Origin of the sequence: Vibrio sp. EA2 (genome assembly GCF_033042495.1) — a bacterium.
Taxonomy (GTDB): domain Bacteria; phylum Pseudomonadota; class Gammaproteobacteria; order Enterobacterales; family Vibrionaceae; genus Vibrio.
In genome coordinates, this window is record NZ_JAWLID010000002.1 from 496,485 (window position 1) to 517,166 (window position 20,682).

Genomic DNA, 20,682 nt, shown 5'->3' on the forward strand with positions numbered 1-20,682 from the left:
CGAACGTTTGTCGAGCACGTGGATGGGCAGATAGCAATTCAAGTATTTGTCACCCTGGCGCAGTAACTGCCGACAAGTTTAAGAAATACGAATTGTGTTGTTAACCATGGTGTTAAACACAATTTAATTATTGCAATGGCTTAGGTTAGTATGGGGGTTAAAACCGGATAAAGGATTAATCGTTATGTCGAAACAAGTGGTGATTTTGCTTCACGGTGTCGGAAGCAATGGTAAAGATTTAAGTGCGCTGGGTGATTTCTGGAAGCCTGTACTGCCAGATACCGTATTTTTGTCTCCTGACGCACCGTTTCATTTTGATCAGGGTGGCGAAGGATTTCAATGGTTTAGCCTGATTGGAGTGACGGCTGAAAATCGCCCACAACGAATTTATCAAGCCAGAGAAAGTTTTGATGAGACGATTAGCCAGATTTTCTCAGAGCAAGGCATTGAGCCGGACAGAGACAAGATTGTGTTTGTTGGCTTTTCGCAGGGATCGATTATGTCTTTAGATGCGTTAGTGCGGAATCGCTATCCGCTGGCAGGGGTTGTCGCGTTCTCTGGGCGTCTATCTTCTCCTCAACCTTATGAAAAAAATTGCGAGACACCCGTGTTTCTTGTCCACGGAAAAAGTGATCCTGTTATTCCATGGTCAGAAAGTGAGAAAGCGAAAGAGCAATTGACGGACTTAGGTTTTACAGTGGAAGCTCGTTACGAAGATCACACACAACATACTATTTCCCCAGAGGGGGCGATGGCTGCAGCGGAATTTATTAAGAAGTGTTTTAGCGAATAATCCGTCAATCCCCGGATAACGTTGGCACTTTTACTGCCTTAGTAAAAGTGCTCAAGCGCAGGATTGTTAAGCTTTCTTAGGCTCGTTCTAAGATTCTGATTGATACACTTGCCGCTGAGGTACGGTTATCGACGTCGAGCTTCTTATATACCTGTTCAAGGTGTTTGTTCACGGTTCGAGGGCTCATCTCTAAAATCTGGGCGATTTCCCAGTTGGTCTTACCAAATGAAAGCCAGTAGAGCACTTGTGATTCTCTTTTAGTTAAACCCAAATGGTCTTGAAGATCTTTTTCTGTTCCGTTTTGTTTCGGTGTAGAAATACGAACCAGCGAATGGATACGGTTATAGTCGCCCGCATAGCTGGCTTCTAATGGCGGCGAAAATTGTTTTAATGTGAGTGGCGTATCAGCAGGGGACTGCATCAACCAGATCGCAATATCCTGCTGGATCTTTTGCCATGTGGCAGAAAAGTCGTCACCCAGTGTGGAGAGCAACTCCTGAGCATGTGGCGTCGCCCATTCCAGGTTCCCGTTACTTGAGACACAAAAGATATATTGTCCTGCATAATCTAAGGCAGCTTGGGCCGACTTTGCCAGGCGGGCAGATTGGCTATGGACTTTGATTCTAGCCAGTACTTCATCGGGAACGACAGGTTTGGTGATGTAATCCGTCCCACCGGATTCGAAACCACGCATGACATGTTTCGAGCCATTTAAGCCCGTCATAAAGATAATAGGCGTCGAAGGTAAAAGCTCTTTCAACCGAACACAGGTGTCGAATCCATCCATCTCGGGCATGATGGCATCAAGCAATATTACGTCGGGCTGCACTTTCTCAACAATAGTGAGAGCCTGAACGCCGTTGAGGGCGACGAGTACTGTCAGTCCCGCCTGATTCAATGCGGCGTTTAACATGCTGAGAGACTCAGGTGAGTCATCCACGACCAACACTGTAATGTTATTGCTTGTTATAATGCTCATTAATCATTCCGTTTATTTGCAGAATAATGTTGTTGAAATTACATTCCTGCAGGTGTTGTTTTAGCTTTTCGATCCAATCGCTATTTCCAGTCAGGCCCTGTTCAATCTTTTCTAGCTCACTACTTACTCCGGACATAAAGCCGATTTCGGCGTATTCACGGAGCTTAACCAGTTGCTCAAAACTTGGCAGCGTTTGGTGTTGTGGTTGCGCGTTTTCAGTCCCAATGTTTATTGCTTGCCCGTTGGTTTCATCATAAAGCCAATCAATGTCGAGTAAACGATTCAGCTTGGCAAGCAGCATGGGTACAGAAACGGGCTTGGTTAAATAGTCATTATGGTAACGTTGTCGCTGGTTATTGGTTTCCAGTTCTTGAATGTTCGCGGATAACATCAGGATTGGTTGGCGGAAGTCTTCCTTGCGCAGCTGGATTGCTAGTTGCCAGCCATTTACTTGTGGCATGAAGATATCCAGCATAAAAAGATCGACATGATGCAGTTTCACCAGTTTAAGCGCTTGTGGCGCATTTTCCGCTAACAAAACATTAAAGCCGAGGGGAGTGAGAATGCTCGACATAAGCTGGCGCTGATCTTCGATATCATCAACGACCATAATCGTTTTACGTTCGCCGTTGTAGCCAATAACGGCATCACTTAATAACTCCGGTTCTGGACGTCCATCTTTCACTTCTGGGAGCATCAGCTTTAATACGAATGCACTGCCGTAGTCGACTTTACTGGTGCAGGAAATTTCACCGCCCATGATCTCCGCTAATGCATTCGAGATGGTTAGTCCCAGCCCGGATCCAAGAATTGCTTCTGTTTTTTGGTTCTTAACCCGTTCGAATGGTTTAAATATCAGCTCTAAATCGTGCTCAGACAAACCAATGCCCGTGTCTTGCACCGTAAAATGCACAACCTGATTGCGATAGCTCACTTTAAAGATAATGGTGCCTTTTTCGGTATATTTGATCGCGTTACCCAGCAGGTTAATGAGTATCTGACGTAAGCGCTGCTTGTCGGTTGCAACAAAGGTTGGCAAGTAACCCGAGGCTTCAAACTCAAACGCCAATCCTTTGCGTTTCGCCTGCATTGAGAACATATCGACGAGCTGCTCCAGCAGTGCGGTGAGACTAAATTCGTCGCGATGAAGCTCTAAGCGTCCGGCTTCTATTTTGGAGATCTCTAGCAAGCCTTCAATCATATCTGACAGATGTTTGCCGTTACGTTTTAAAACCTCAGCATACTGTCGCGTTTGTTTGTCCAGTTTATTGTCTGAGCTCAACAGTTGCGCATAGCCAAGCAGAATATTGAGCGGTGTGCGTAGCTCGTGGCTCAGGCTCGCAAGATATCGGCTTTTGGCGTTATTTGCCGTTTCTGCTGAACGCTTGGCTTGCTGCAATGCCTGAGAGGTCTTGTGGTGCGCACTGACCTCTTTAGTCAGTAGCACGGTATGAGACTTTAATTCTTTGACTGCCGTTCGGTTGCTTGTGCGAGCTAAGACGAACAACCAACTGATGATACCAATTGGAATTAGCAAAAGGGCAAAGGCATTAATCAATCCACTTGAGATGGAATCCATATGCATTTGCTCTAGCTGAGGGATTTGAGAATAAGCCAGAGCCAGGATGCTTCCCATCGCTAAGCTTACCGTCAGCATGACAATGACAAAATGAGCGATGGTTGATGAGAGCCGATTAACCCATTTCGATGAAAAATAAGGTGAAAGTGCGTGTTTTAATTGTGCGTTAAACGTTGCCGAAGGGCGGCAGTTATCATGGCAGCGTACATCCAATGAACAACATAACGAACAGATGTGACCGCCGTACGCCGGGCATAGCGCCATATCTTCATGTTCAAAAGTATGTTCGCAGACTGAGCACTGGTGTTCTTCTTCTGCGCTGGATGCGAGAGTATCGTTGCAAACCAAGTAGTAACGGCTTTTGGTAAGTAATGCGATGAGTGGCACTGTCAAAAACGGTAACGCGAAAGCGATGTAAGAGGCAAAAGCTCTGGCTATCTCGCCGTAGAAATCGAGATGCGCCGTAATGCCGATGACCGATGCTATCAACATTGACACCACACCGACCGGATTAATATCGTAGAGTTTAGAGCGTTTGAACTCGATGGTTTTGGGGCTCAACCCCAAAGGTTTATTGATCACCAAATCAGCGACAATTGACCCTATCCATGCCAATACCAGCACGGAGTAGACCTGTAAGGTCTGTTCGATAAGCTGATACACGCCAAGCTCCATCAGAAGTAGGGCGATCAAGACGTTGAACACCATCCAAACCACTCGGCCGGGATGATGATGGGTGAGGCGAGAGAAAAAATTGGACCAGGCGAGAGAACCTGCGTAAGCATTCGCCACATTGATTTTTAACTGAGAAATAATCACGAACAGGCCAGCGGCCAGTAACGCCAGTTGGGTGTTGTCCAACGCATAGCTAAACACGGTGAAATACATGTGTGCGGGATCGCCCGCCAAGTTAGGAAGCACGCCATGGCTAATCGCTAACCAGGCTAAAAAGCTGCCTAAAACCAGCTTCATCGAGCCAAAGATCATCCAACCGGGGCCGCCTAACAACATCGCGCTCCACCACTTTAATTTACCGCAACGTTCTTTGGCGGGAAGGAAGCGAAGAAAATCGACTTGTTCACCTATTTGAGCGACAACGGCAAGCAGTACTGCTGAAGCAGAGCCAAAAAGTAGCCAGTTGAAGTCAGGACTAACATCGTTTACGCCTGTGTAACTTAGCCATTCATCAATCTTGGCGTCTTCATGAGTAAAAACGTAGATCAACGGTATGATTTGTAGCATCAGCCAAATAGGTTGAGACCACATTTGAAAGCGCCCGATATTGGTAATCCCAAGTACGACAAGGGGAATAACGAGGACGGAGCTGATCACGTAAGCGATAGCCAAAGGGATATCAAACAACAGTTCGATCGCCATTGACATGATCGCCGCTTCGAGAGCAAAGAAGATGAAGGTGAATGAGGCGTATATGAGCGAGGCGATGGTAGAGCCAATATAGCCAAACCCGGCTCCGCGGCTAAGTAAGTCTATATCGACACCGTGCTTTGCTGCGTAATAACAGATTGGAATACCGGAAAAAATGACGACTAAAGCAACAGCGAATATAGCCCAGAGTGAATTTGTTACACCGTAATTTAGTGTAATCGTCCCCCCTAGTGCCTCAAGCACCAGAAATGAAACGATACCGAGCGCGGTGTTGGCAATCCAGCTGGCAGACCATTTTCGTGCACGCTTTGCGGTAAAGCGTAATGCGAAATCTTCGAGCAGCTCGTTGCCAACTAACTTGTTGTACTTACGTCGGTTTACTGGGACTTTTTGTATAGAGATAACTCTTCATCCTTGAGAATTAACAGCGTTGTCTGAATACAGCACTTTTAACCTTCTCGATGCTGTATCTCAAACCATCAAATGCACTTCCTGTGCGTTTTGTACGCGCGCAATTATAGCTCGCATTTATCTTTCTACCTATGCGTAATTATACGTAGTTTTTATGCACGAACCGCGCATATTCAAATTTTATATTCTATCCGATACTTATTTTCGTTCATTTAGTCAGCAGGCGAATCCAATGGATAAGCACCATCGCGACGTGAATTAGTATTTGTTATCAACAAATTAATGAAAGGAAGAAGACAAATGAAACGGAATTTCTTGGCGACTTCGGTATTGGCAGCATCTTTACTGAGTGGATACGCAATGGCAGAAGACACTATTAAAGTTGGTGTACTTCACTCTCTATCGGGCACCATGGCAATCAGTGAAACAACACTCAAAGATACGATGTTGATGCTGATTGATGAACAAAATAAAAAAGGTGGCTTACTGGGTAAAAAACTAGAAGCTGTGGTGGTAGACCCCGCTTCTGATTGGCCTTTGTTTGCGGAAAAAGCACGTGAATTAATTTCCAAAGACAAAGTTGATGCGGTTTTCGGTTGTTGGACGTCAGTGTCTCGTAAGTCTGTCCTTCCTGTTTTTGAAGAGCTCGATAGCCTATTGTTCTACCCAGTTCAATACGAGGGTGAAGAGTCGTCGAAAAACGTATTCTACACGGGTGCCGCGCCAAACCAGCAAGCCATTCCAGCAGTTGACTACCTACTTGATCAAGGCGTAGAGCGTTGGGTTTTAGCCGGAACAGACTACGTTTACCCGCGCACTACCAACAAAATTCTTGAAGCATACTTAAAAGAAAAAGGCGTGGCTGAAGCCGATATCATGATCAACTACACACCATTTGGTCATTCGGATTGGCAGTCAAACGTCTCGGATATAAAGAAATTCGGTTCTACAGGTAAGAAAACAGCAGTGGTTTCTACCATCAACGGTGACGCAAACGTACCGTTTTACAAAGAGCTGGGTAACCAGGGTATCTCTGCAGATGATATTCCAGTAGTGGCGTTCTCTGTAGGTGAAGAAGAATTGTCCGGTATGGATACCTCGGCTTTAGTGGGTCATTTGGCGGCATGGAACTACTTCATGAGCGTGGAATCTGACGTGAATGATGAGTTCATCGAACAATGGCATAAGTTTATCAAGAACGATGAGCGCGTAACCAACGACCCAATGGAAGCGCATTACATTGGTTTCAACATGTGGGTTGAGGCAGTTAAGAAAGCAGGCACAACCGATCCAGCTGTTGTTGGTGATGCGCTTGTCGGCGTGACCGTTCCTAATTTGACTGGCGGTTACTCCGCAATGATGCCTAACCATCATATCACCAAACCCGTTCTTATCGGCGAAATCCAAGACGATGGTCAGTTTGAAACCGTATGGAAAACGTCGGGATTAGTGGCTGGTGATGCATGGTCAGATTTCCTACCGGGTTCAAAAGATCTCATCTCGGATTGGCGTCAACCGTTATCTTGCGGTAACTACAACACCAAAACTGGCAAATGTTCTGGTCAAAACTTCTAAGTTGACCATCACGCTCTCATAGCAGAGTTCAATCGTTAAACGTTAGTGACAGTGCCTTTAACTCATACGTGGCACTGTCACTTATTCGAGTCTTTTGTTTATTTTTCCGTTCACTCGAGAAGAATATTCGTTTAACCAGAGGTTTGCCTACGATGTTTTACGCATCCATTTTTCAGCGACTAACTCAATGTTGCCATGGGATATTTTCCTCGGCTTCGCATGTTACCGTTGTTCTTTTTAGCCTATTTATATCTGCTCAAACTCTAGCCTCAACGACAGGGTTAGAGAGTGAGCTACAACGTCTTGCGACACGCGACTATGATCAAATCAGCCAGGCTGTTATCAACATTGGAGAGAGTGGCGACGAGCGTTCAATTCAAGTTCTCGAGCTCCTATTCAGCGGTGATATCTATCTTGATAAAGAGTCCAAGCAACTGGTCAAAATTCTCGAGAAAAAGGGCAGTCAGTATTTAGTCACCCCTCTTTTTGCCCAAGAGTCGGCAGAGCCACAGTTAGTCAAACGCCGCTCAGTTAAGAAAATTGGCATTAATAACCAGATTCGTGGCGAGATCAAAGCCCAGTTGGCAGCGCTGAATATTCGTCATCCCGATCCCAGTGCGCGTATCAATGCGGTCACACAGTTGATGGGTGACTTGAATGAACACACTTATGCTTTGCTGGAAAATGCTCGCACTAGTGAAGAAGATTCCGATGTCCAACAAGTGTTGGATACGGCGCTAGCGATTTATCAGTTAGAGCACTCAGACGATACGTCGATACAAGAAACTGCGATAGCAACGCTGGGCGATAGCTATCAACCCACTGCGCGCAATGCACTTACCCAATTTTTAGCAACAGAACCAAATGAAGCACTCACCAGTGCAACGAACAAAGCGCTCGATTTGATCGAGCAGCGCGTCAGTCTGGCACATTTTGGTGAAACATTGTTTTTTGGGCTGAGCTTAGGTTCCGTTCTGGTGCTTGCTGCGATAGGTCTGGCAATTACTTTCGGTGTCATGGGCGTCATTAACATGGCGCATGGTGAGCTGATCATGCTTGGCGCTTACACCACATACGTTATCCAGACGCTGATGCCAAACCACATTGGCTGGTCGATCGTTGTTTCGATACCTGTGGCATTCTTAGTTTCAGCAGCAGTCGGCATATTAATAGAGCGAGGAGTGATTCGTTTCTTATACGGTCGACCATTAGAAACGTTGCTAGCGACATTTGGTATCAGTCTGGTTTTGCAACAGACCGTACGTACGATTTTCTCTCCACTGAACCGTTCGGTATCAACACCGGACTGGATGCAAGGTGTGATTGAAATTAACCCGCTGCTAAGTCTGACCCTGAACCGTTTCTACATCATCATCTTCTGTTTGATCGTCTTTGCTCTGTTGTTTGCAGTATTACGTTACACCCGTTTAGGCATTGAAGTTCGCGCCGTTTCGCAAAACCGCAGTATGGCGAGAGCAATGGGCGTGAAATCGGAATGGGTTGACGCAATGACCTTTGGTCTCGGTTCTGGTATTGCAGGCATTGCCGGTGTCGCGCTTAGTCAGCTCACCAACGTGGGACCAAATTTAGGTCAGGCGTACATCATCGATTCATTTATGGTCGTGGTGTTTGGTGGTGTCGGCAACTTGTGGGGAACTCTCGTCGCTGGTATGTCGCTTGGTATCGCTAACAAAGTGATGGAGCCTTGGGCTGGTGCCGTTCTGGCTAAAATCCTGGTGCTTGTATTTATCATTCTATTTATTCAGAAGAAACCCCGAGGCTTGTTCCCTCAGAAGGGTCGCTCGGCGGAGGGTTAATCATGGATCATCAATCAAAATTGTTCGATCGCTCTACACTGATGTTTTTGATTGTATTGGGGGCGGCGCTTTGCTTAATTCCAGCGCTGAACCTGTTTTTTGCAGAAGGATCTGCGCTTCATATTTCTACTTACACCGTTACATTAATGGGTAAGTATCTGACCTATGCGCTACTGGCAGTCGCAGTGGATTTGGTTTGGGGTTATTTGGGTATTCTGAGCTTAGGTCACGCAGCCTTTTTTGCACTGGGTGGTTATGCGATGGGTATGTATCTGATGCGTCAGATTGGTGATCGCGGTGTGTACGGTAACCCAGAACTACCGGACTTTATGGTTTTCCTTAACTGGCAAGAGCTGCCTTGGTTCTGGCATGGTTTTGACCAGTTCTGGTTCGCGATGTTGATGGTAGTATTAGCGCCTGGAATACTCGCCTTCGTGTTTGGCTGGTTTGCTTTTCGCTCGCGTGTAACGGGTGTTTATCTATCCATTATCACTCAGGCGTTGACGTATGCATTGCTGCTGGCTTTCTTCCGCAATGAAATGGGCTTTGGCGGTAACAATGGCTTAACTGACTTTAAAGATATCCTTGGCTTTGACCTGCAATCGGATTCGACGCGCTTGACGCTGTTTGCGTTGTCTGGCATTGCTCTTGGATTAGGGTACATGGCTTGTAGATTCATTGTGGTTAGCCGCTTAGGTCGAGTTGCCATGGCCGTTCGTGATGCTGAAGCTCGGACTCGTTTCACCGGCTACAAAGTGGAATACGTCAAGTTAGCTATCTTCACTTTTTCTGCGGTACTCGCTGGCATTGCAGGTGCGTTGTATGTCCCTCAGGTGGGCATCATCAACCCTTCAGAATTTTCTCCGCTTAACTCAATTGAACTTGTCGTATGGGTGGCGCTTGGCGGACGTGCAACATTGTACGGTGCGGTGGTTGGTGCTTTAGCTGTCAATTACGCCAAAACCTACTTAACCGCAGCGCTTCCGGAAGTGTGGCTGTTTAGCCTGGGGGCAATGTTCGTTCTGGTCACGCTATTCCTGCCTAAGGGAGTAACCGGCTTAATCAAACGTAAAGAGGTGCATTCATGAGTATTCTAAGCCTTGCCAAAGAGCTCACCGACCGCGAACACGTTTATGAGTTTATGAAGCCGCAAGTTAACCCGATGCTTAAAGTCGGTCATGGTTGCTTGTTGTATCTCGAAGGTATCAGCGTGTCGTTTGATGGTTTTAAAGCAATCAACGACCTCAATCTCTACATCAAAGAAGGGGAGTTGCGCTGCATCATCGGTCCTAATGGCGCAGGCAAAACCACCATGATGGACATCATTACGGGTAAAACCCGACCGGATTCCGGTACCGCGTGGTTTGGGCAAAACATTAACTTGTTGCAAATGAGTGAGCCTGAAATTGCACAAGCGGGCATAGGACGTAAATTCCAGAAGCCGACGGTGTTTGAATCTCAATCGGTATTTCACAACTTAGAGCTGGCAATGGCTGGGGCAAAAACGGTGTTTTCAACGCTGTTTGCCACACTAACGCCAAGCCAGGTTGATCATATCGATCACGTACTCAAGCAAATAGGTTTGTACGAGCAGCGTGCTTTATTGGCTGGGGCATTATCGCACGGTCAAAAACAATGGCTGGAAATCGGCATGCTGCTAATGCAAAACCCGAAACTTCTACTGGTCGATGAGCCTGTCGCGGGGATGACTCACCAAGAGATGGACAGAACGGGCGAGCTGCTAACGTCATTAGCGGGTGAACGCACGATTGTATTAGTTGAACACGATATGGATTTTGTTCGCTCAATAGCGCGTGATGTGACGGTTTTACACCAGGGCAGCGTATTGGCTGAGGGCACGATGGATCAAGTTCAAAGCAACCGTAAGGTCGTGGAAGTCTACCTTGGAGAAGAAGCATGATTGAGATTAAAGGATTAAACCAGTTTTATGGACAGAGCCACACGTTGTGGGATCTCGACATGCAGATACCAGAGGGCAAATGTACCGTTCTGATGGGGCGCAATGGCGTAGGTAAAACGACGTTGCTGCAATGCATCATGGGCTTGTTACCAACCAAGAGCGGCGAGATTAACTTCTTAGGACAAAACATCACCAAAATGGCCGCAGAGAAGCGCGCGCCAATTGGGATAGGTTATGTCCCTCAGGGACGCCAGATTTTTCCGTTGCTGACGGTAGAAGAGAATCTACGTATTGGCTTACCGATGCGCAAAGATGGAGCGAGACAAGTTCCGGAATTCATCTATGAGCTTTTCCCGGTATTAAAAGAGATGTTGCATCGACGGGGTGGCGATTTATCTGGCGGACAACAGCAGCAGCTTGCGATTGGTCGCGCCTTGGTTATTGACCCTAAGCTTCTGATTTTGGATGAGCCGACTGAAGGCATTCAACCCAATGTCGTCGCTGAAATTGGCGACATTATCCGCCGTCTGAATAAAGAGATTGGCCTGACGGTGTTACTCGTCGAACAGAAACTGCCGTTTGCGCGTAAAGTCGCTGACAACTTCTGCATTATTGATCGTGGTCGTCAGGTGGCGATGGGAGAAATGGAAGCGCTCGATGATACGTTAGTTAAGAAATACCTGACGGTGTAAGCGGATGAACAGTGTATTTAACATGTCGACCCAAACGCAGCGCCATTGGCCGGCTTACCTGTCACTCGGCTTTAGTAAGTCCGATGACAAAACGCAGATGAAACGCATGGAGTTTCAGGGACCACTACGCGTGCAGCGACCGTTTTATCCTGAACTGGATGTCTGCCACGTTTACTTGCTTCATCCGCCGGGTGGGTTGGTGTCCGGTGATGATTTGAGTATTCAGATTCATTGCCAAAACGATAGTCATGCGCTGATCACCACACCGTCTGCTGGCAAAATTTATAAGGCTGACAGTAAAAATATCGAGCAAAAACAGCATGTCGATATTGAAGTGGATAATGCCGCGTGTGAATGGCTACCAATGGAAACCATCGTCTTCAACGGAGCACACGGTAAATTGACCACCAACGTCAATCTCTACGGTGACGCGAAGTTTATCGGTATCGATGTTTTTTGTTTAGGTCGCCCGAAAAGCCACTTTCCGTTCATTCAGGGAAGCGTAGAGCAGCGTTTATCCATCTATCAAGACGGCACGCCTCTGTTACTTGAACGCCAATATCTGGCCGCAGACGATCCGCTTTTGACCGCTATCAGTGGTTTCAACAGCAATTTAGTCTCTGGCACTTTAACGGTTGTTGGATTGAATGACGCTCAAACTACGGTTGAAACGCTGCGAGAACACTTTTCCGCAGATAAACATGGCACGTTTAGCATCACTTATCGACTCAATGTTTTATTAGTTCGTTACCTTGGTGATTGTAGTGAAGAGGCTCAGCAACAACTGCGAGCGTGCTGGCAACTTATTCGTCCAGAGCTGCTTCGGCGTCCGGCATGCCCACCGAGAATTTGGAATACGTAGTTTAAATTAAGTCCATTAACTAAACGAAGCCTGCTAAGTACAGCGGCATTAAAAGTCACAATGTAACGTTTAGGGACGTAACGCATAGGTTAGAGGGTTTACAAATGGAATTATCTCCAAGAGACAAGGATAAGTTATTGCTGTTTACCGCGGCGTTAGTCGCTGAACGTCGACTCGCGCGTGGCGTAAAACTCAATTACCCAGAAGCGTCTGCTTATATATCAGCCGCGATTATGGAGGGCGCTCGTGATGGTAAAAGTGTCGCCCAACTTATGAGTGATGGACGCACACTACTGAGCAAAGATGACGTGATGGAAGGCATTCCGGAGCTTTTAGAGGAAGTGCAGGTAGAAGCGACATTTCCGGATGGCACAAAGCTTGTCACCGTGCATAACCCGATTCAATAGGAGCGACTATGAAGCCTGGTGAATACATTTTAAGCGACGTGCCAATTGAACTGAATAAAGGGCGTCGCACTGAGCAACTGGCGGTGATTAATCATGGTGATCGCCCGATCCAAGTTGGCAGTCATTACCACTTTTTTGAGACCAATCCGGCATTAGATTTTGACCGCGAGAAAGCCAAAGGAATGCGACTCAACATTGCGGCTGGTACTGCAGTGCGTTTCGAACCGGGGCAGACTCGCAACATAGAATTGGTCGAGATTGACGGAACGAAAACCATCTATGGCTTCCGCGGTGAAGTCATGGGAAAGGTCTAATACAGATTTAGCCAGCTTTAGTGAGATGCTAAGCATTGAAGGTTAAGGAGAATTAAACAATGGCAGAAATTTCTCGTCGCGCCTACGCCGATATGTATGGCCCGACAGTAGGCGACAAAGTCCGTCTAGCCGACACTGAGCTATTTATTCAAGTTGAGCAGGATTACACCGTCTACGGTGACGAAGTGAAATTTGGTGGCGGTAAAGTCATTCGTGATGGCATGGGACAAGGCCAGTTACGCCGTGATCAAGTAATGGACTGCGTGATCACCAATGCGTTAATCCTTGATCACTGGGGCATTGTTAAAGCGGATATTGGCATTAAAGATGGCAACATTGCCGCGATCGGAAAAGCAGGTAACAAAGACATTCAGCCTGATGTTACGATTAACATCGGCGCAAGTACCGAAGTGATTGCCGGCGAAGGTCATATCGTCACGGCAGGTGCTATCGACGCTCACATCCATTTTATTTGCCCTCAGCAAATTGAAGAAGCCTTAATGGCAGGCACCACGACCATGATTGGTGGCGGTACTGGCCCAGCAACGGGAACGAACGCTACGACGTGTACACCCGGAGCCTGGAACATGGCGCAAATGCTGCGCAGTACGGACCAAATGCCGATGAACTTTGGCTTTTTGGGCAAAGGTAACGCAAGTTTGCCGGAGCCGTTAGCCGAGCAAATTGAAGCAGGCGCTTGCGGATTAAAACTGCACGAAGACTGGGGGACAACACCTGCATCGATCGACAACTGTTTGACCGTTGCTGAAAAATACGATGTGCAAGTTGCCATTCATACGGACACGTTGAATGAATCTGGTTTTGTGGAAGACACACTTGCGGCGTTTAAAGGACGTACGATTCACACTTACCATACTGAAGGTGCGGGTGGCGGTCACGCTCCTGACATTATTGTTGCCTGTGGTCAGCCAAACGTACTGCCATCATCAACCAACCCAACACGTCCTTACACGGTGAATACCGTTGACGAACATCTGGATATGTTGATGGTATGTCACCACCTTGACCCTAATATTCCGGAAGACGTGGCGTTTGCCGATTCTCGTATTCGCAAAGAAACCATTGCAGCAGAAGATATTCTCCATGATTTAGGAGCGTTCTCCATGATTGCCTCCGATTCACAGGCGATGGGGCGAGTGGGTGAAGTGATTACCCGTACCTGGCAAACCGCGCACAAGATGAAAGTGCAACGTGGTTATCTGGAACAAGACAAAGAGATACAGGCGGATAATTTTCGCGCGAAACGCTACATCGCAAAATACACCATAAACCCTGCAATCGCGCATGGTGTTGATCATACGGTCGGCTCTCTTGAAGTCGGTAAGCTAGCGGATATTGCTCTTTGGAAACCAGCGTTCTTTGGTATTAAGCCAGCGTTAATCATTAAAGGTGGCTTTATTGCTGCAGCACCAATGGGCGATGCGAATGCGTCAATCCCGACGCCTCAACCTGTGCATTACCGTCGCATGTTTGGTGGTTTTGGTAGTGCCGCTGCTGCAACGTCCGTCACCTTTACCAGCAAAGTCGCAAGTGAGAATGGCCTCAAAGACAAACTGGGTTTACAGAGAGAATTGGTGGCGTGCAAAAACTGCCGAAGTGTGACTAAGAACGACATGATTCTGAACGACTACATGCCGACAGTAACAGTAGACCCACAAACTTATGAAGTTCGAGCAGATGGCGAGCTATTAACGTGTGACCCAGCGACAGAGTTGCCTCTTGCGCAGCGTTACACCCTGTTCTAATCGCTCAGTTTAAAGAAGGAATTTTATTATGTACCGAGTAATTAGTCGCTCCGACCATCATCACGGTGAAATCGATGATTCCATTGTATTGGCTTATGAAGTGCGTCAACGCGGACGTTTTCGAGCATCTAGCAAAACGGGCATGGATGTAGGCGTTTTTCTCCCAAGAGGCGATGTTATTCAAGATGGCGACTGTCTGTTTACCGAATGCGGAAAGGTGTTCTTGGTCGAAGCTCAGGAGGAAGACATTGTCACGGCTTCGGCAAAAGATTGGCTAACGTTTTCCAAAGCGTGTTACCACATGGGAAATCGCCACGTACCGATGGAAATTGGTGAGCTCTGGCTGCGTTTTCAACCTGATCATGTTTTAGAAGAGATGGTCGAGCTATTTGGGCTGGAGTGTAACCATCATCAAGCGATGTTTAACCCTGAGTCTGGTGCGTATCACGGCAGTGGTCATAGTCACGGTCATTCGCATAGTGAACATTATCACAGCCATGGGGAGCACAGTCACTAATGCATATACAGTCATTACTCTCTTTACTCCACTTAAGCAGTCCAAGTTTGCCAATTGGCGCATTCGCTTACAGCCAAGGGTTGGAAACGGCGGTGGATTTGGAGTGGGTGAGCAATGAAGCCACATTACAAACCTGGCTTGAGCCTATTCTCAACCATGCTCAGGCCAATTTGGAAGTGCCACTTTTGGTACGCTGTTATCAAGCGTGGCAACAAGACGATATGGCAGCTTTGGAGCACTGGCAAGCGGTGTTATTAGCAAACCGCGAAACGGCGGAGCTGGTGATGGAAGAGCAAAAGCTTGGCCAAACCTTTTACCGGTTGTTGGTGAGTTTGGAGGTGGAATTGCCCCCACAGGCAAAAACGATGACTTATCTGCCGTTATTTGCCAAAGCTTGTCAGCACTTTGGCGTCTCACTGGACCAAGCGGCAACAGGGTGGCTTTGGTCGTGGCTGGAAAACCAAATTACCGTGGCATGTAAAACGGTGCCGTTGGGGCAGACGTCTGCACAACGCGTTCTTATCGCATTAATGCCACAAATTGAACGAGCAATTAAGACAGGGTTTGCGGTACAAGACGAAGCAATAGGGCTGACTTTACCGAACTTTGCGATGGCCTGTGCATGGCATGAAACCCAATATTCAAGATTATTTAGGAGTTAAGGATGAGTACACAATGTTTACGAGTTGGCGTGGGTGGCCCGGTTGGCTCAGGCAAAACGGCGCTCCTGCGTCAGTTATGTTTAGCAATGCGCCAACATTACGATTTAGCCGTCGTGACCAACGATATTTACACCAAAGAAGACGCGGAATTTTTACTGCGCAATGAAGCGTTAGAATCCGACCGTATTCTGGGCGTGGAGACAGGCGGTTGTCCACATACGGCTATTCGCGAAGACGCTTCTATGAATTTGGCAGCGATCGATGAGCTACAAGATCGTCATCCCGGCTTAGAGTTCGTGTTAGTCGAAAGTGGCGGAGATAACCTGAGTGCGACCTTCAGCCCTGAGTTATCTGATTTGACCCTTTATGTGATTGACGTCTGTGCGGGGGATAAGATTCCGCGTAAAGGCGGACCGGGTATCACTAAATCTGACTTATTGATCATCAATAAGACAGACCTCGCACCGATGGTTAATGCATCGTTAGACGTTATGGACCGTGACGCGAAAAAGATGCGTGGCGAAAAGCCATTTGTATTTACCAACCTGATTCGTGGTGATGGTTTACAGGAAGTGATCAATTTTATTGTTGAGCGCGGCATGCTGGAGAAGCGTGACGTAAAAGTTGAAGTAACGGAAGCATAAGGAACAGTGATATGAAAGGACTAACAAAAGGATTTGCAGCAAGTTTGGCTTTAGTCAGTGCAAGCAGTTTTGCCCATACGGGCCACGCCATGCAGGCCAGTTTTTCTCAAGGTTTTTTGCACCCATTGACCGGCTGGGATCATTTATCTGCACTGGCATTGATCGGATTGTTTCTTTCAAGCTTTGCACTACGCAGAGCGAGCCAAATTTCAGCATTGATAATGGCAGCAATTATTGGCGGGTATGCGATTGGTCTTGAGTGGGCTGCAGCTAATTCCGTAGAAGCTTTGGTCGCTAGCTCATTAATCGGTTTACCACTTGCGCTTATCACTCTTAAAAAGGGTGGTGCGAAGAGTGTGATTGCTGCCGCTGCGATACTTCTTTTCAGTTTATCTCATGGATTAGTGCAAGGCGCTGAGGCACAGGGATCATTTACTCAATTTGGTTTGGGTGTGATGCTGGCGAGCGCACTGGTAATTGGCGCTACTTATACTGTCTCTAGACAAGTCGTGGCGATGAAGGCGCGTTTTGCCCGTCAATAAAAGATTTTGTTGTAGCGGTTGTCACATCGCCTTTCCAAACCAAAGTGAAAACATGCCGGCGAAAGTCGGCATTATTATTTTCAGGAATGAAGTTACATCTTGTGGTGAGTTATCACTAAAATTATTATTTATGACACGCATTTAGTGAGGTCGAACACATCTCAAAGATGTTTTCGAATGTGAATACAAGTTCATTGATCTAACACCAAATCTTTTTACCTTAACAGTGCGCATAATTCCAAATCGGAGTCGTGAACAGCTGCGTTTGTTTCGGATGAGAATCATCAACAAAGTCAGTATTCGAAACAGCAAAACGTCCGTTTATTAGTGAAACTCCTACATCTTTACACCATCTCAGGAAGAGAAGTAGCACTATGCGTCCTTATCTTAAATACATCATCCCAACGATAATCCCGTTACTTATTTGGCTGATGCCTTTATCTGCGTTTCCATTTGATGGCATCACTATTATCCAACAGCGAGTCATCGCGATTTTCTTGCTGGCGGCATTATGCTGGGTATTCGAACCTATTCCAATTTACGCGACTTCGGTGGTGATTATTGTTCTTGAGTTATTGCTTGTGTCGAACAAAAGTGTCGTTTTGTTTCGGGCGCAAGAAGGTCAGCCGCATTTTGGTGAGTTGTTGCAATACAACGAGATCATGGCGACCTTTGCCAGCCCAATTATCATGCTGTTCTTGGGCGGTTTTTTCTTAGCAATGGCGGCAACGAAATACCGTTTGGATGTGAACTTAGCGCGAGTACTATTAAAGCCATTTGGACAGAATCCCAAGTACGTTATGTTGGGATTGATGCTAATTACCGCTATTTTTTCTATGTTCATGTCTAATACTGCCACTACGGCGATGATGTTATCTATTCTGACTCCAGTGATTGCGGTATTTGGGCCAAAAGACCCGGGTAGGATCGCCTTCGCTTTGTGTATCCCAGTCGCGGCAAATATTGGCGGTATCGGAACTCCAATTGGTACGCCACCTAACGCGATTGCACTTAAATATTTAGTCGGTGACAACCTGATTACCTTTGGTGAATGGATGGTGTTTGGCGTGCCGTTTGTCGTGATTATGATGGCACTGGCATGGGTATTGATTGGTGTTTTGTACAAAGCAGAGCAGACCACAATCGACCTGAACATTAAAAGTAAGTTCTTAAAAACACCGAAAGCCATGGTTGTGTACGTTACGTTTGCCGGTACGATTATTCTCTGGTTAATGGGGTCCGCTCACGGCATGAACTCATACACAGTCGCTTTGATTCCTGTCGCGGTCTTTTCCTTAACTGGCATAATCAACAAAGAAGACTTAAAGAAAATTTCCTGGGACGTACTTTGGCTGGTTTCTGGTGGTATTGCCCTTGGTTTGGCACTGGATAAAACCGGATTGGCGAAGTTAATGGTCCACAGCATTCCATTCGATCAATATTCACCTTATGTGGTGTTGTTTGGCGCGGCATTCCTTTGTTTAGCGATGGCCAACTTTATGTCGCATACGGCTACTGCTAACTTGTTGATGCCTATCATGGCTGCACTAGGTACATCAATGACATCTCTAACGCCATTAGGTGGAGAAGTGACATTGATTCTGGTCGTGACGTTTGCCGCATCGCTTGGTATGTCCCTGCCTATCAGTACACCGCCTAACGCGCTTGCTCACGCGACCGGGCATGTACAAAGTAATCAAATGGCTCGGATTGGCGTGGTACTCGGTGTCGTTGGTGTGTTGCTAAGCTTTGTTATGGTCTGGATACTGCATTCTGTGGGGCATATTGGTTAATCCATGTATGAAACTAAATTAGATGCGTTGGTAGAGCGCTATTTCAATCATGCCGAACGCCGACTGAATGTGGCGGCAGGTTCGGTATTGATTGAGCAAGATGGCCATAACGATCGTCTATATTTCGTGATAGCGGGTGAACTGACAGGCTATTACGCTGAAGACGACAAGAAGCCGATTAAAGTGTTCTCTGCCTCGGAAGGGGCTTTCATAGGGGTGCATAGTTTCTTTTCTGGTACCTGGACGGCGTCTTCAACCGTGGTTGCTCAAACCGATGCAGAGCTTGCCTGGATAGAGCGTAGTACTCCTGCGGTTCAAGAGTCACAATTTGGGCCTCTGACAGCGCAATTTATGCCAGTCATAGTCAATGAGCTATCTCGCCGTCAGCACCGAGCAATGGAAGAGGCACTCGCAAAAGAAAAGGCCTTGCAAAAGCTTCATACCGCAGAACAGATGACAACGTTAGGACAGTTGGCCGCGGGTATCGCTCATGAACTGAACAACGCTATTGGGGTGGTGAGCAGTAAATCTGAACGGTTGGAAACGGTGATTATGGAGCTGTTAGAGGAAGTGCATCCGGAGGCCAGCCAGTTTTTTGATTTTGGCTTGCTTCAGGGACAAAAAGTTTCCTCTAGTGAGGCACGTAAACGCGGTAAACACTTTGAAAAGGTTTATGGCCTGCCGAGAGACTTAGCGAGGGACTTAGCTCGCGCGGTACCTGAAGGTGATCTTACCGAGCATTGGTTGAAACGCCCGGAAGAAGCCATAAGGTATTGGCAGATGGGCAGAGACCTGCATGATTTACGTCTCGCTTCCAAACATACGGTTGGTATTGTTCGTTCTGTTAAACAACTGGGACGCACCGATATCGATCTGGATGAGGCTTTGAATATTAATGACTCTATTAATCGAGCGGTTGCACTATTACAAAGTGATTTAAGGCGAGTAAAAGTTAGATTTAGCCCAGCGGAACTTCCTTTGATTGTTGGTTCGCAGACTGAGCTAGTGCAGATTTGGGTGAATATCTTAAAAAACGCTTGTGACGCGTTAAGTAACGTTGAGTCTCCGTTAATAGAGATACAAACCCGAGCTAGTAAAGGCAAAATTCTTGTCACTATCGCGAATAACGGCCCGGAGATAGATGAAGCGACGCGCAGAAAGATTTTTAGGCCGAACTTTACCACCAAAAAAGGTGGGTTGTCTTTTGGGCTAGGGTTGGGGTTGTCGATAGTGAAGCGAATCATCGCTGGATACAACGGCTCAATTGTCGTTAAGAGTGACAGTGATAAAACCATTTTTAGAATCAAATTACCGGTAGAGGGTGAACATGGAGAAGCTTAATTTAATTTGCGTTGATGACCAACGAGAGGTGTTAAGCGCGGTTTTACTTGATCTAGAACCATTGAACCAGTGGTTAAATATTGAAGACTGTGAATCGGCAGATGAAGTCCTGGAACTCATGGATGAGCTTGATGCAGAAGGTGAAATGATTGCTTTAATCATTTCTGATCATGTCATGCCAGGAAAAACAGGAGTTGAACTGCTGTCGGAAATTTCAAAAGACAGTCGATTTACTCACACACGAAAAGTCTTGCTGACAGGTCAAGCCACACACACTGATACCATCAATGCGATTAACACCGCTGGTATTGATCGCTATTTTGAGAAGCCTTGGCAGGCTAATCAGTTAGTGGAATGCGTAAGAAACTTAGTCACCAAATACATCTTTGATATGGGATTAGACTACACACAATATCATGAGCACCTTGATCAAAGTATCGTATTTGAACGACTTAGATAACGAGCATTCGAACCACTGGAAATTAATTCCCTCCACAGCAACGAATTCAAATTCGTCGCTGTGGTCAATTTTTCTCAAGTAGAAGTCGAAACGATCTGACCTCTCTCGGTTTATCAATTTCTAATGTGGAAATTTGTCATACCATTCCTACGATAAAAAAGGGGTGAATGACGCTCTTAGATACAATTTGCGATTTAAACTTTGTGTATCGCAGCTCAGTT

Annotated in this window: 19 protein-coding genes; 17 read left to right on the forward strand and 2 right to left on the reverse strand. The window is 46.6% G+C overall.

Going from position 1 to position 20,682, the window contains the following annotated elements; translation table 11 throughout:
- Positions 1–184 precede the first annotated feature (184 nt).
- The gene (locus RXX31_RS06530; RefSeq protein WP_317588270.1) at positions 185–793 is read left to right on the forward strand and encodes an alpha/beta hydrolase; all 609 of its coding nucleotides are present in this window, start codon (positions 185–187) and stop codon (positions 791–793) included.
- A 76-nt stretch (positions 794–869) separates the two neighbouring features.
- Here the strand turns inward: RXX31_RS06530 and RXX31_RS06535 are convergent, their stop codons facing one another.
- The gene (locus RXX31_RS06535; RefSeq protein WP_317588271.1) at positions 870–1,772 is read right to left on the reverse strand and encodes a response regulator; all 903 of its coding nucleotides are present in this window, start codon (positions 1,770–1,772) and stop codon (positions 870–872) included.
- Positions 1,750–4,980 carry an ATP-binding protein gene (locus RXX31_RS06540; protein WP_317588272.1) on the reverse strand — a complete coding sequence of 1,077 codons (3,231 nt, stop codon included), beginning with the start codon at positions 4,978–4,980 and terminating at the stop codon, positions 1,750–1,752. Before RXX31_RS06540 ends, RXX31_RS06535 begins: the two co-directional genes overlap by 23 nt.
- A gap of 468 nt (positions 4,981–5,448) precedes the next feature.
- Here RXX31_RS06540 and urtA point away from each other — a divergent pair, with 468 nt between their 5' ends.
- From urtA to RXX31_RS06620, 16 genes are all read left to right on the forward strand, one after another.
- Positions 5,449–6,723, forward strand: a complete 1,275-nt coding sequence (urtA, locus tag RXX31_RS06545; protein ID WP_317588273.1) for an urea ABC transporter substrate-binding protein — start codon at positions 5,449–5,451, stop codon at positions 6,721–6,723.
- Positions 6,724–6,875: 152 nt separating this feature from the next.
- Positions 6,876–8,540 (forward strand): urea ABC transporter permease subunit UrtB, encoded by a 1,665-nt coding sequence (urtB, locus tag RXX31_RS06550; protein ID WP_317588274.1) that lies wholly within the window; start codon positions 6,876–6,878, stop codon positions 8,538–8,540.
- Between the two features lie 2 nt (positions 8,541–8,542).
- On the forward strand, positions 8,543–9,628 hold the full coding sequence (gene urtC / locus RXX31_RS06555; RefSeq protein ID WP_014231738.1) for an urea ABC transporter permease subunit UrtC: 1,086 nt from the start codon (positions 8,543–8,545) through the stop codon (positions 9,626–9,628).
- The gene (gene urtD, locus RXX31_RS06560; protein WP_065302538.1) at positions 9,625–10,461 is read left to right on the forward strand and encodes an urea ABC transporter ATP-binding protein UrtD; all 837 of its coding nucleotides are present in this window, start codon (positions 9,625–9,627) and stop codon (positions 10,459–10,461) included. The genes urtC and urtD overlap by 4 nt, the downstream gene beginning before the upstream one ends.
- The gene (gene urtE / locus RXX31_RS06565) at positions 10,458–11,153 is read left to right on the forward strand and encodes an urea ABC transporter ATP-binding subunit UrtE (RefSeq protein ID WP_014231740.1); all 696 of its coding nucleotides are present in this window, start codon (positions 10,458–10,460) and stop codon (positions 11,151–11,153) included. The genes urtD and urtE overlap by 4 nt, the downstream gene beginning before the upstream one ends.
- A 4-nt stretch (positions 11,154–11,157) precedes the next feature.
- Positions 11,158–12,015: an urease accessory protein UreD gene (locus tag RXX31_RS06570; RefSeq protein WP_317588275.1), complete on the forward strand. Its 858-nt coding sequence runs from the start codon at positions 11,158–11,160 to the stop codon at positions 12,013–12,015.
- A gap of 104 nt (positions 12,016–12,119) precedes the next feature.
- A complete protein-coding gene (ureA, locus tag RXX31_RS06575; RefSeq protein WP_317588276.1) occupies positions 12,120–12,422 on the forward strand; it encodes an urease subunit gamma in 303 nt (100 codons plus the stop codon).
- An 8-nt stretch (positions 12,423–12,430) separates the two neighbouring features.
- The gene (locus RXX31_RS06580) at positions 12,431–12,736 is read left to right on the forward strand and encodes an urease subunit beta (RefSeq protein ID WP_014231743.1); all 306 of its coding nucleotides are present in this window, start codon (positions 12,431–12,433) and stop codon (positions 12,734–12,736) included.
- A 59-nt stretch (positions 12,737–12,795) separates the two neighbouring features.
- Positions 12,796–14,502, forward strand: coding sequence for an urease subunit alpha (gene ureC / locus RXX31_RS06585; protein ID WP_317588277.1), 1,707 nt, complete (start codon positions 12,796–12,798; stop codon positions 14,500–14,502).
- A gap of 28 nt (positions 14,503–14,530) precedes the next feature.
- Positions 14,531–15,019, forward strand: a complete 489-nt coding sequence (ureE, locus tag RXX31_RS06590; protein ID WP_317588278.1) for an urease accessory protein UreE — start codon at positions 14,531–14,533, stop codon at positions 15,017–15,019.
- Positions 15,019–15,681, forward strand: a complete 663-nt coding sequence (locus RXX31_RS06595) for an urease accessory protein UreF (RefSeq protein ID WP_317588279.1) — start codon at positions 15,019–15,021, stop codon at positions 15,679–15,681. Before ureE ends, RXX31_RS06595 begins: the two co-directional genes overlap by 1 nt.
- Before the next feature lie 2 nt (positions 15,682–15,683).
- A complete protein-coding gene (ureG, locus tag RXX31_RS06600) occupies positions 15,684–16,325 on the forward strand; it encodes an urease accessory protein UreG (RefSeq protein WP_014231747.1) in 642 nt (213 codons plus the stop codon).
- 11 nt (positions 16,326–16,336) lie between these two features.
- Positions 16,337–16,867 (forward strand): HupE/UreJ family protein, encoded by a 531-nt coding sequence (locus tag RXX31_RS06605; protein ID WP_317588280.1) that lies wholly within the window; start codon positions 16,337–16,339, stop codon positions 16,865–16,867.
- Positions 16,868–17,241: 374 nt separating this feature from the next.
- The gene (locus tag RXX31_RS06610) at positions 17,242–18,660 is read left to right on the forward strand and encodes an SLC13 family permease (RefSeq protein ID WP_317588281.1); all 1,419 of its coding nucleotides are present in this window, start codon (positions 17,242–17,244) and stop codon (positions 18,658–18,660) included.
- 3 nt (positions 18,661–18,663) lie between these two features.
- Positions 18,664–20,001, forward strand: coding sequence for a sensor histidine kinase (locus RXX31_RS06615; protein WP_317588282.1), 1,338 nt, complete (start codon positions 18,664–18,666; stop codon positions 19,999–20,001).
- Positions 19,988–20,461: a response regulator gene (locus RXX31_RS06620; protein WP_317588283.1), complete on the forward strand. Its 474-nt coding sequence runs from the start codon at positions 19,988–19,990 to the stop codon at positions 20,459–20,461. Before RXX31_RS06615 ends, RXX31_RS06620 begins: the two co-directional genes overlap by 14 nt.
- Positions 20,462–20,682 lie beyond the last annotated feature (221 nt).

What these genes read in the sequence shown, in the direction of transcription:
- RXX31_RS06530 (WP_317588270.1), top strand. Translation starts at nt 185, where the DNA reads ATGTCGAAACAAGTGGTGATTTTGCTTCACGGTGTCGGAAGCAATGGT.
- RXX31_RS06535 (WP_317588271.1), bottom strand. Translation starts at nt 1,772, where the DNA reads ATGAGCATTATAACAAGCAATAACATTACAGTGTTGGTCGTGGATGAC.
- urtA (WP_317588273.1), top strand. Translation starts at nt 5,449, where the DNA reads ATGAAACGGAATTTCTTGGCGACTTCGGTATTGGCAGCATCTTTACTG.
- urtB (WP_317588274.1), top strand. Translation starts at nt 6,876, where the DNA reads ATGTTTTACGCATCCATTTTTCAGCGACTAACTCAATGTTGCCATGGG.
- urtC (WP_014231738.1), top strand. Translation starts at nt 8,543, where the DNA reads ATGGATCATCAATCAAAATTGTTCGATCGCTCTACACTGATGTTTTTG.
- urtD (WP_065302538.1), top strand. Translation starts at nt 9,625, where the DNA reads ATGAGTATTCTAAGCCTTGCCAAAGAGCTCACCGACCGCGAACACGTT.
- urtE (WP_014231740.1), top strand. Translation starts at nt 10,458, where the DNA reads ATGATTGAGATTAAAGGATTAAACCAGTTTTATGGACAGAGCCACACG.
- RXX31_RS06570 (WP_317588275.1), top strand. Translation starts at nt 11,158, where the DNA reads ATGAACAGTGTATTTAACATGTCGACCCAAACGCAGCGCCATTGGCCG.
- ureA (WP_317588276.1), top strand. Translation starts at nt 12,120, where the DNA reads ATGGAATTATCTCCAAGAGACAAGGATAAGTTATTGCTGTTTACCGCG.
- RXX31_RS06580 (WP_014231743.1), top strand. Translation starts at nt 12,431, where the DNA reads ATGAAGCCTGGTGAATACATTTTAAGCGACGTGCCAATTGAACTGAAT.
- ureC (WP_317588277.1), top strand. Translation starts at nt 12,796, where the DNA reads ATGGCAGAAATTTCTCGTCGCGCCTACGCCGATATGTATGGCCCGACA.
- ureE (WP_317588278.1), top strand. Translation starts at nt 14,531, where the DNA reads ATGTACCGAGTAATTAGTCGCTCCGACCATCATCACGGTGAAATCGAT.
- RXX31_RS06595 (WP_317588279.1), top strand. Translation starts at nt 15,019, where the DNA reads ATGCATATACAGTCATTACTCTCTTTACTCCACTTAAGCAGTCCAAGT.
- ureG (WP_014231747.1), top strand. Translation starts at nt 15,684, where the DNA reads ATGAGTACACAATGTTTACGAGTTGGCGTGGGTGGCCCGGTTGGCTCA.
- RXX31_RS06605 (WP_317588280.1), top strand. Translation starts at nt 16,337, where the DNA reads ATGAAAGGACTAACAAAAGGATTTGCAGCAAGTTTGGCTTTAGTCAGT.
- RXX31_RS06610 (WP_317588281.1), top strand. Translation starts at nt 17,242, where the DNA reads ATGCGTCCTTATCTTAAATACATCATCCCAACGATAATCCCGTTACTT.
- RXX31_RS06615 (WP_317588282.1), top strand. Translation starts at nt 18,664, where the DNA reads ATGTATGAAACTAAATTAGATGCGTTGGTAGAGCGCTATTTCAATCAT.
- RXX31_RS06620 (WP_317588283.1), top strand. Translation starts at nt 19,988, where the DNA reads ATGGAGAAGCTTAATTTAATTTGCGTTGATGACCAACGAGAGGTGTTA.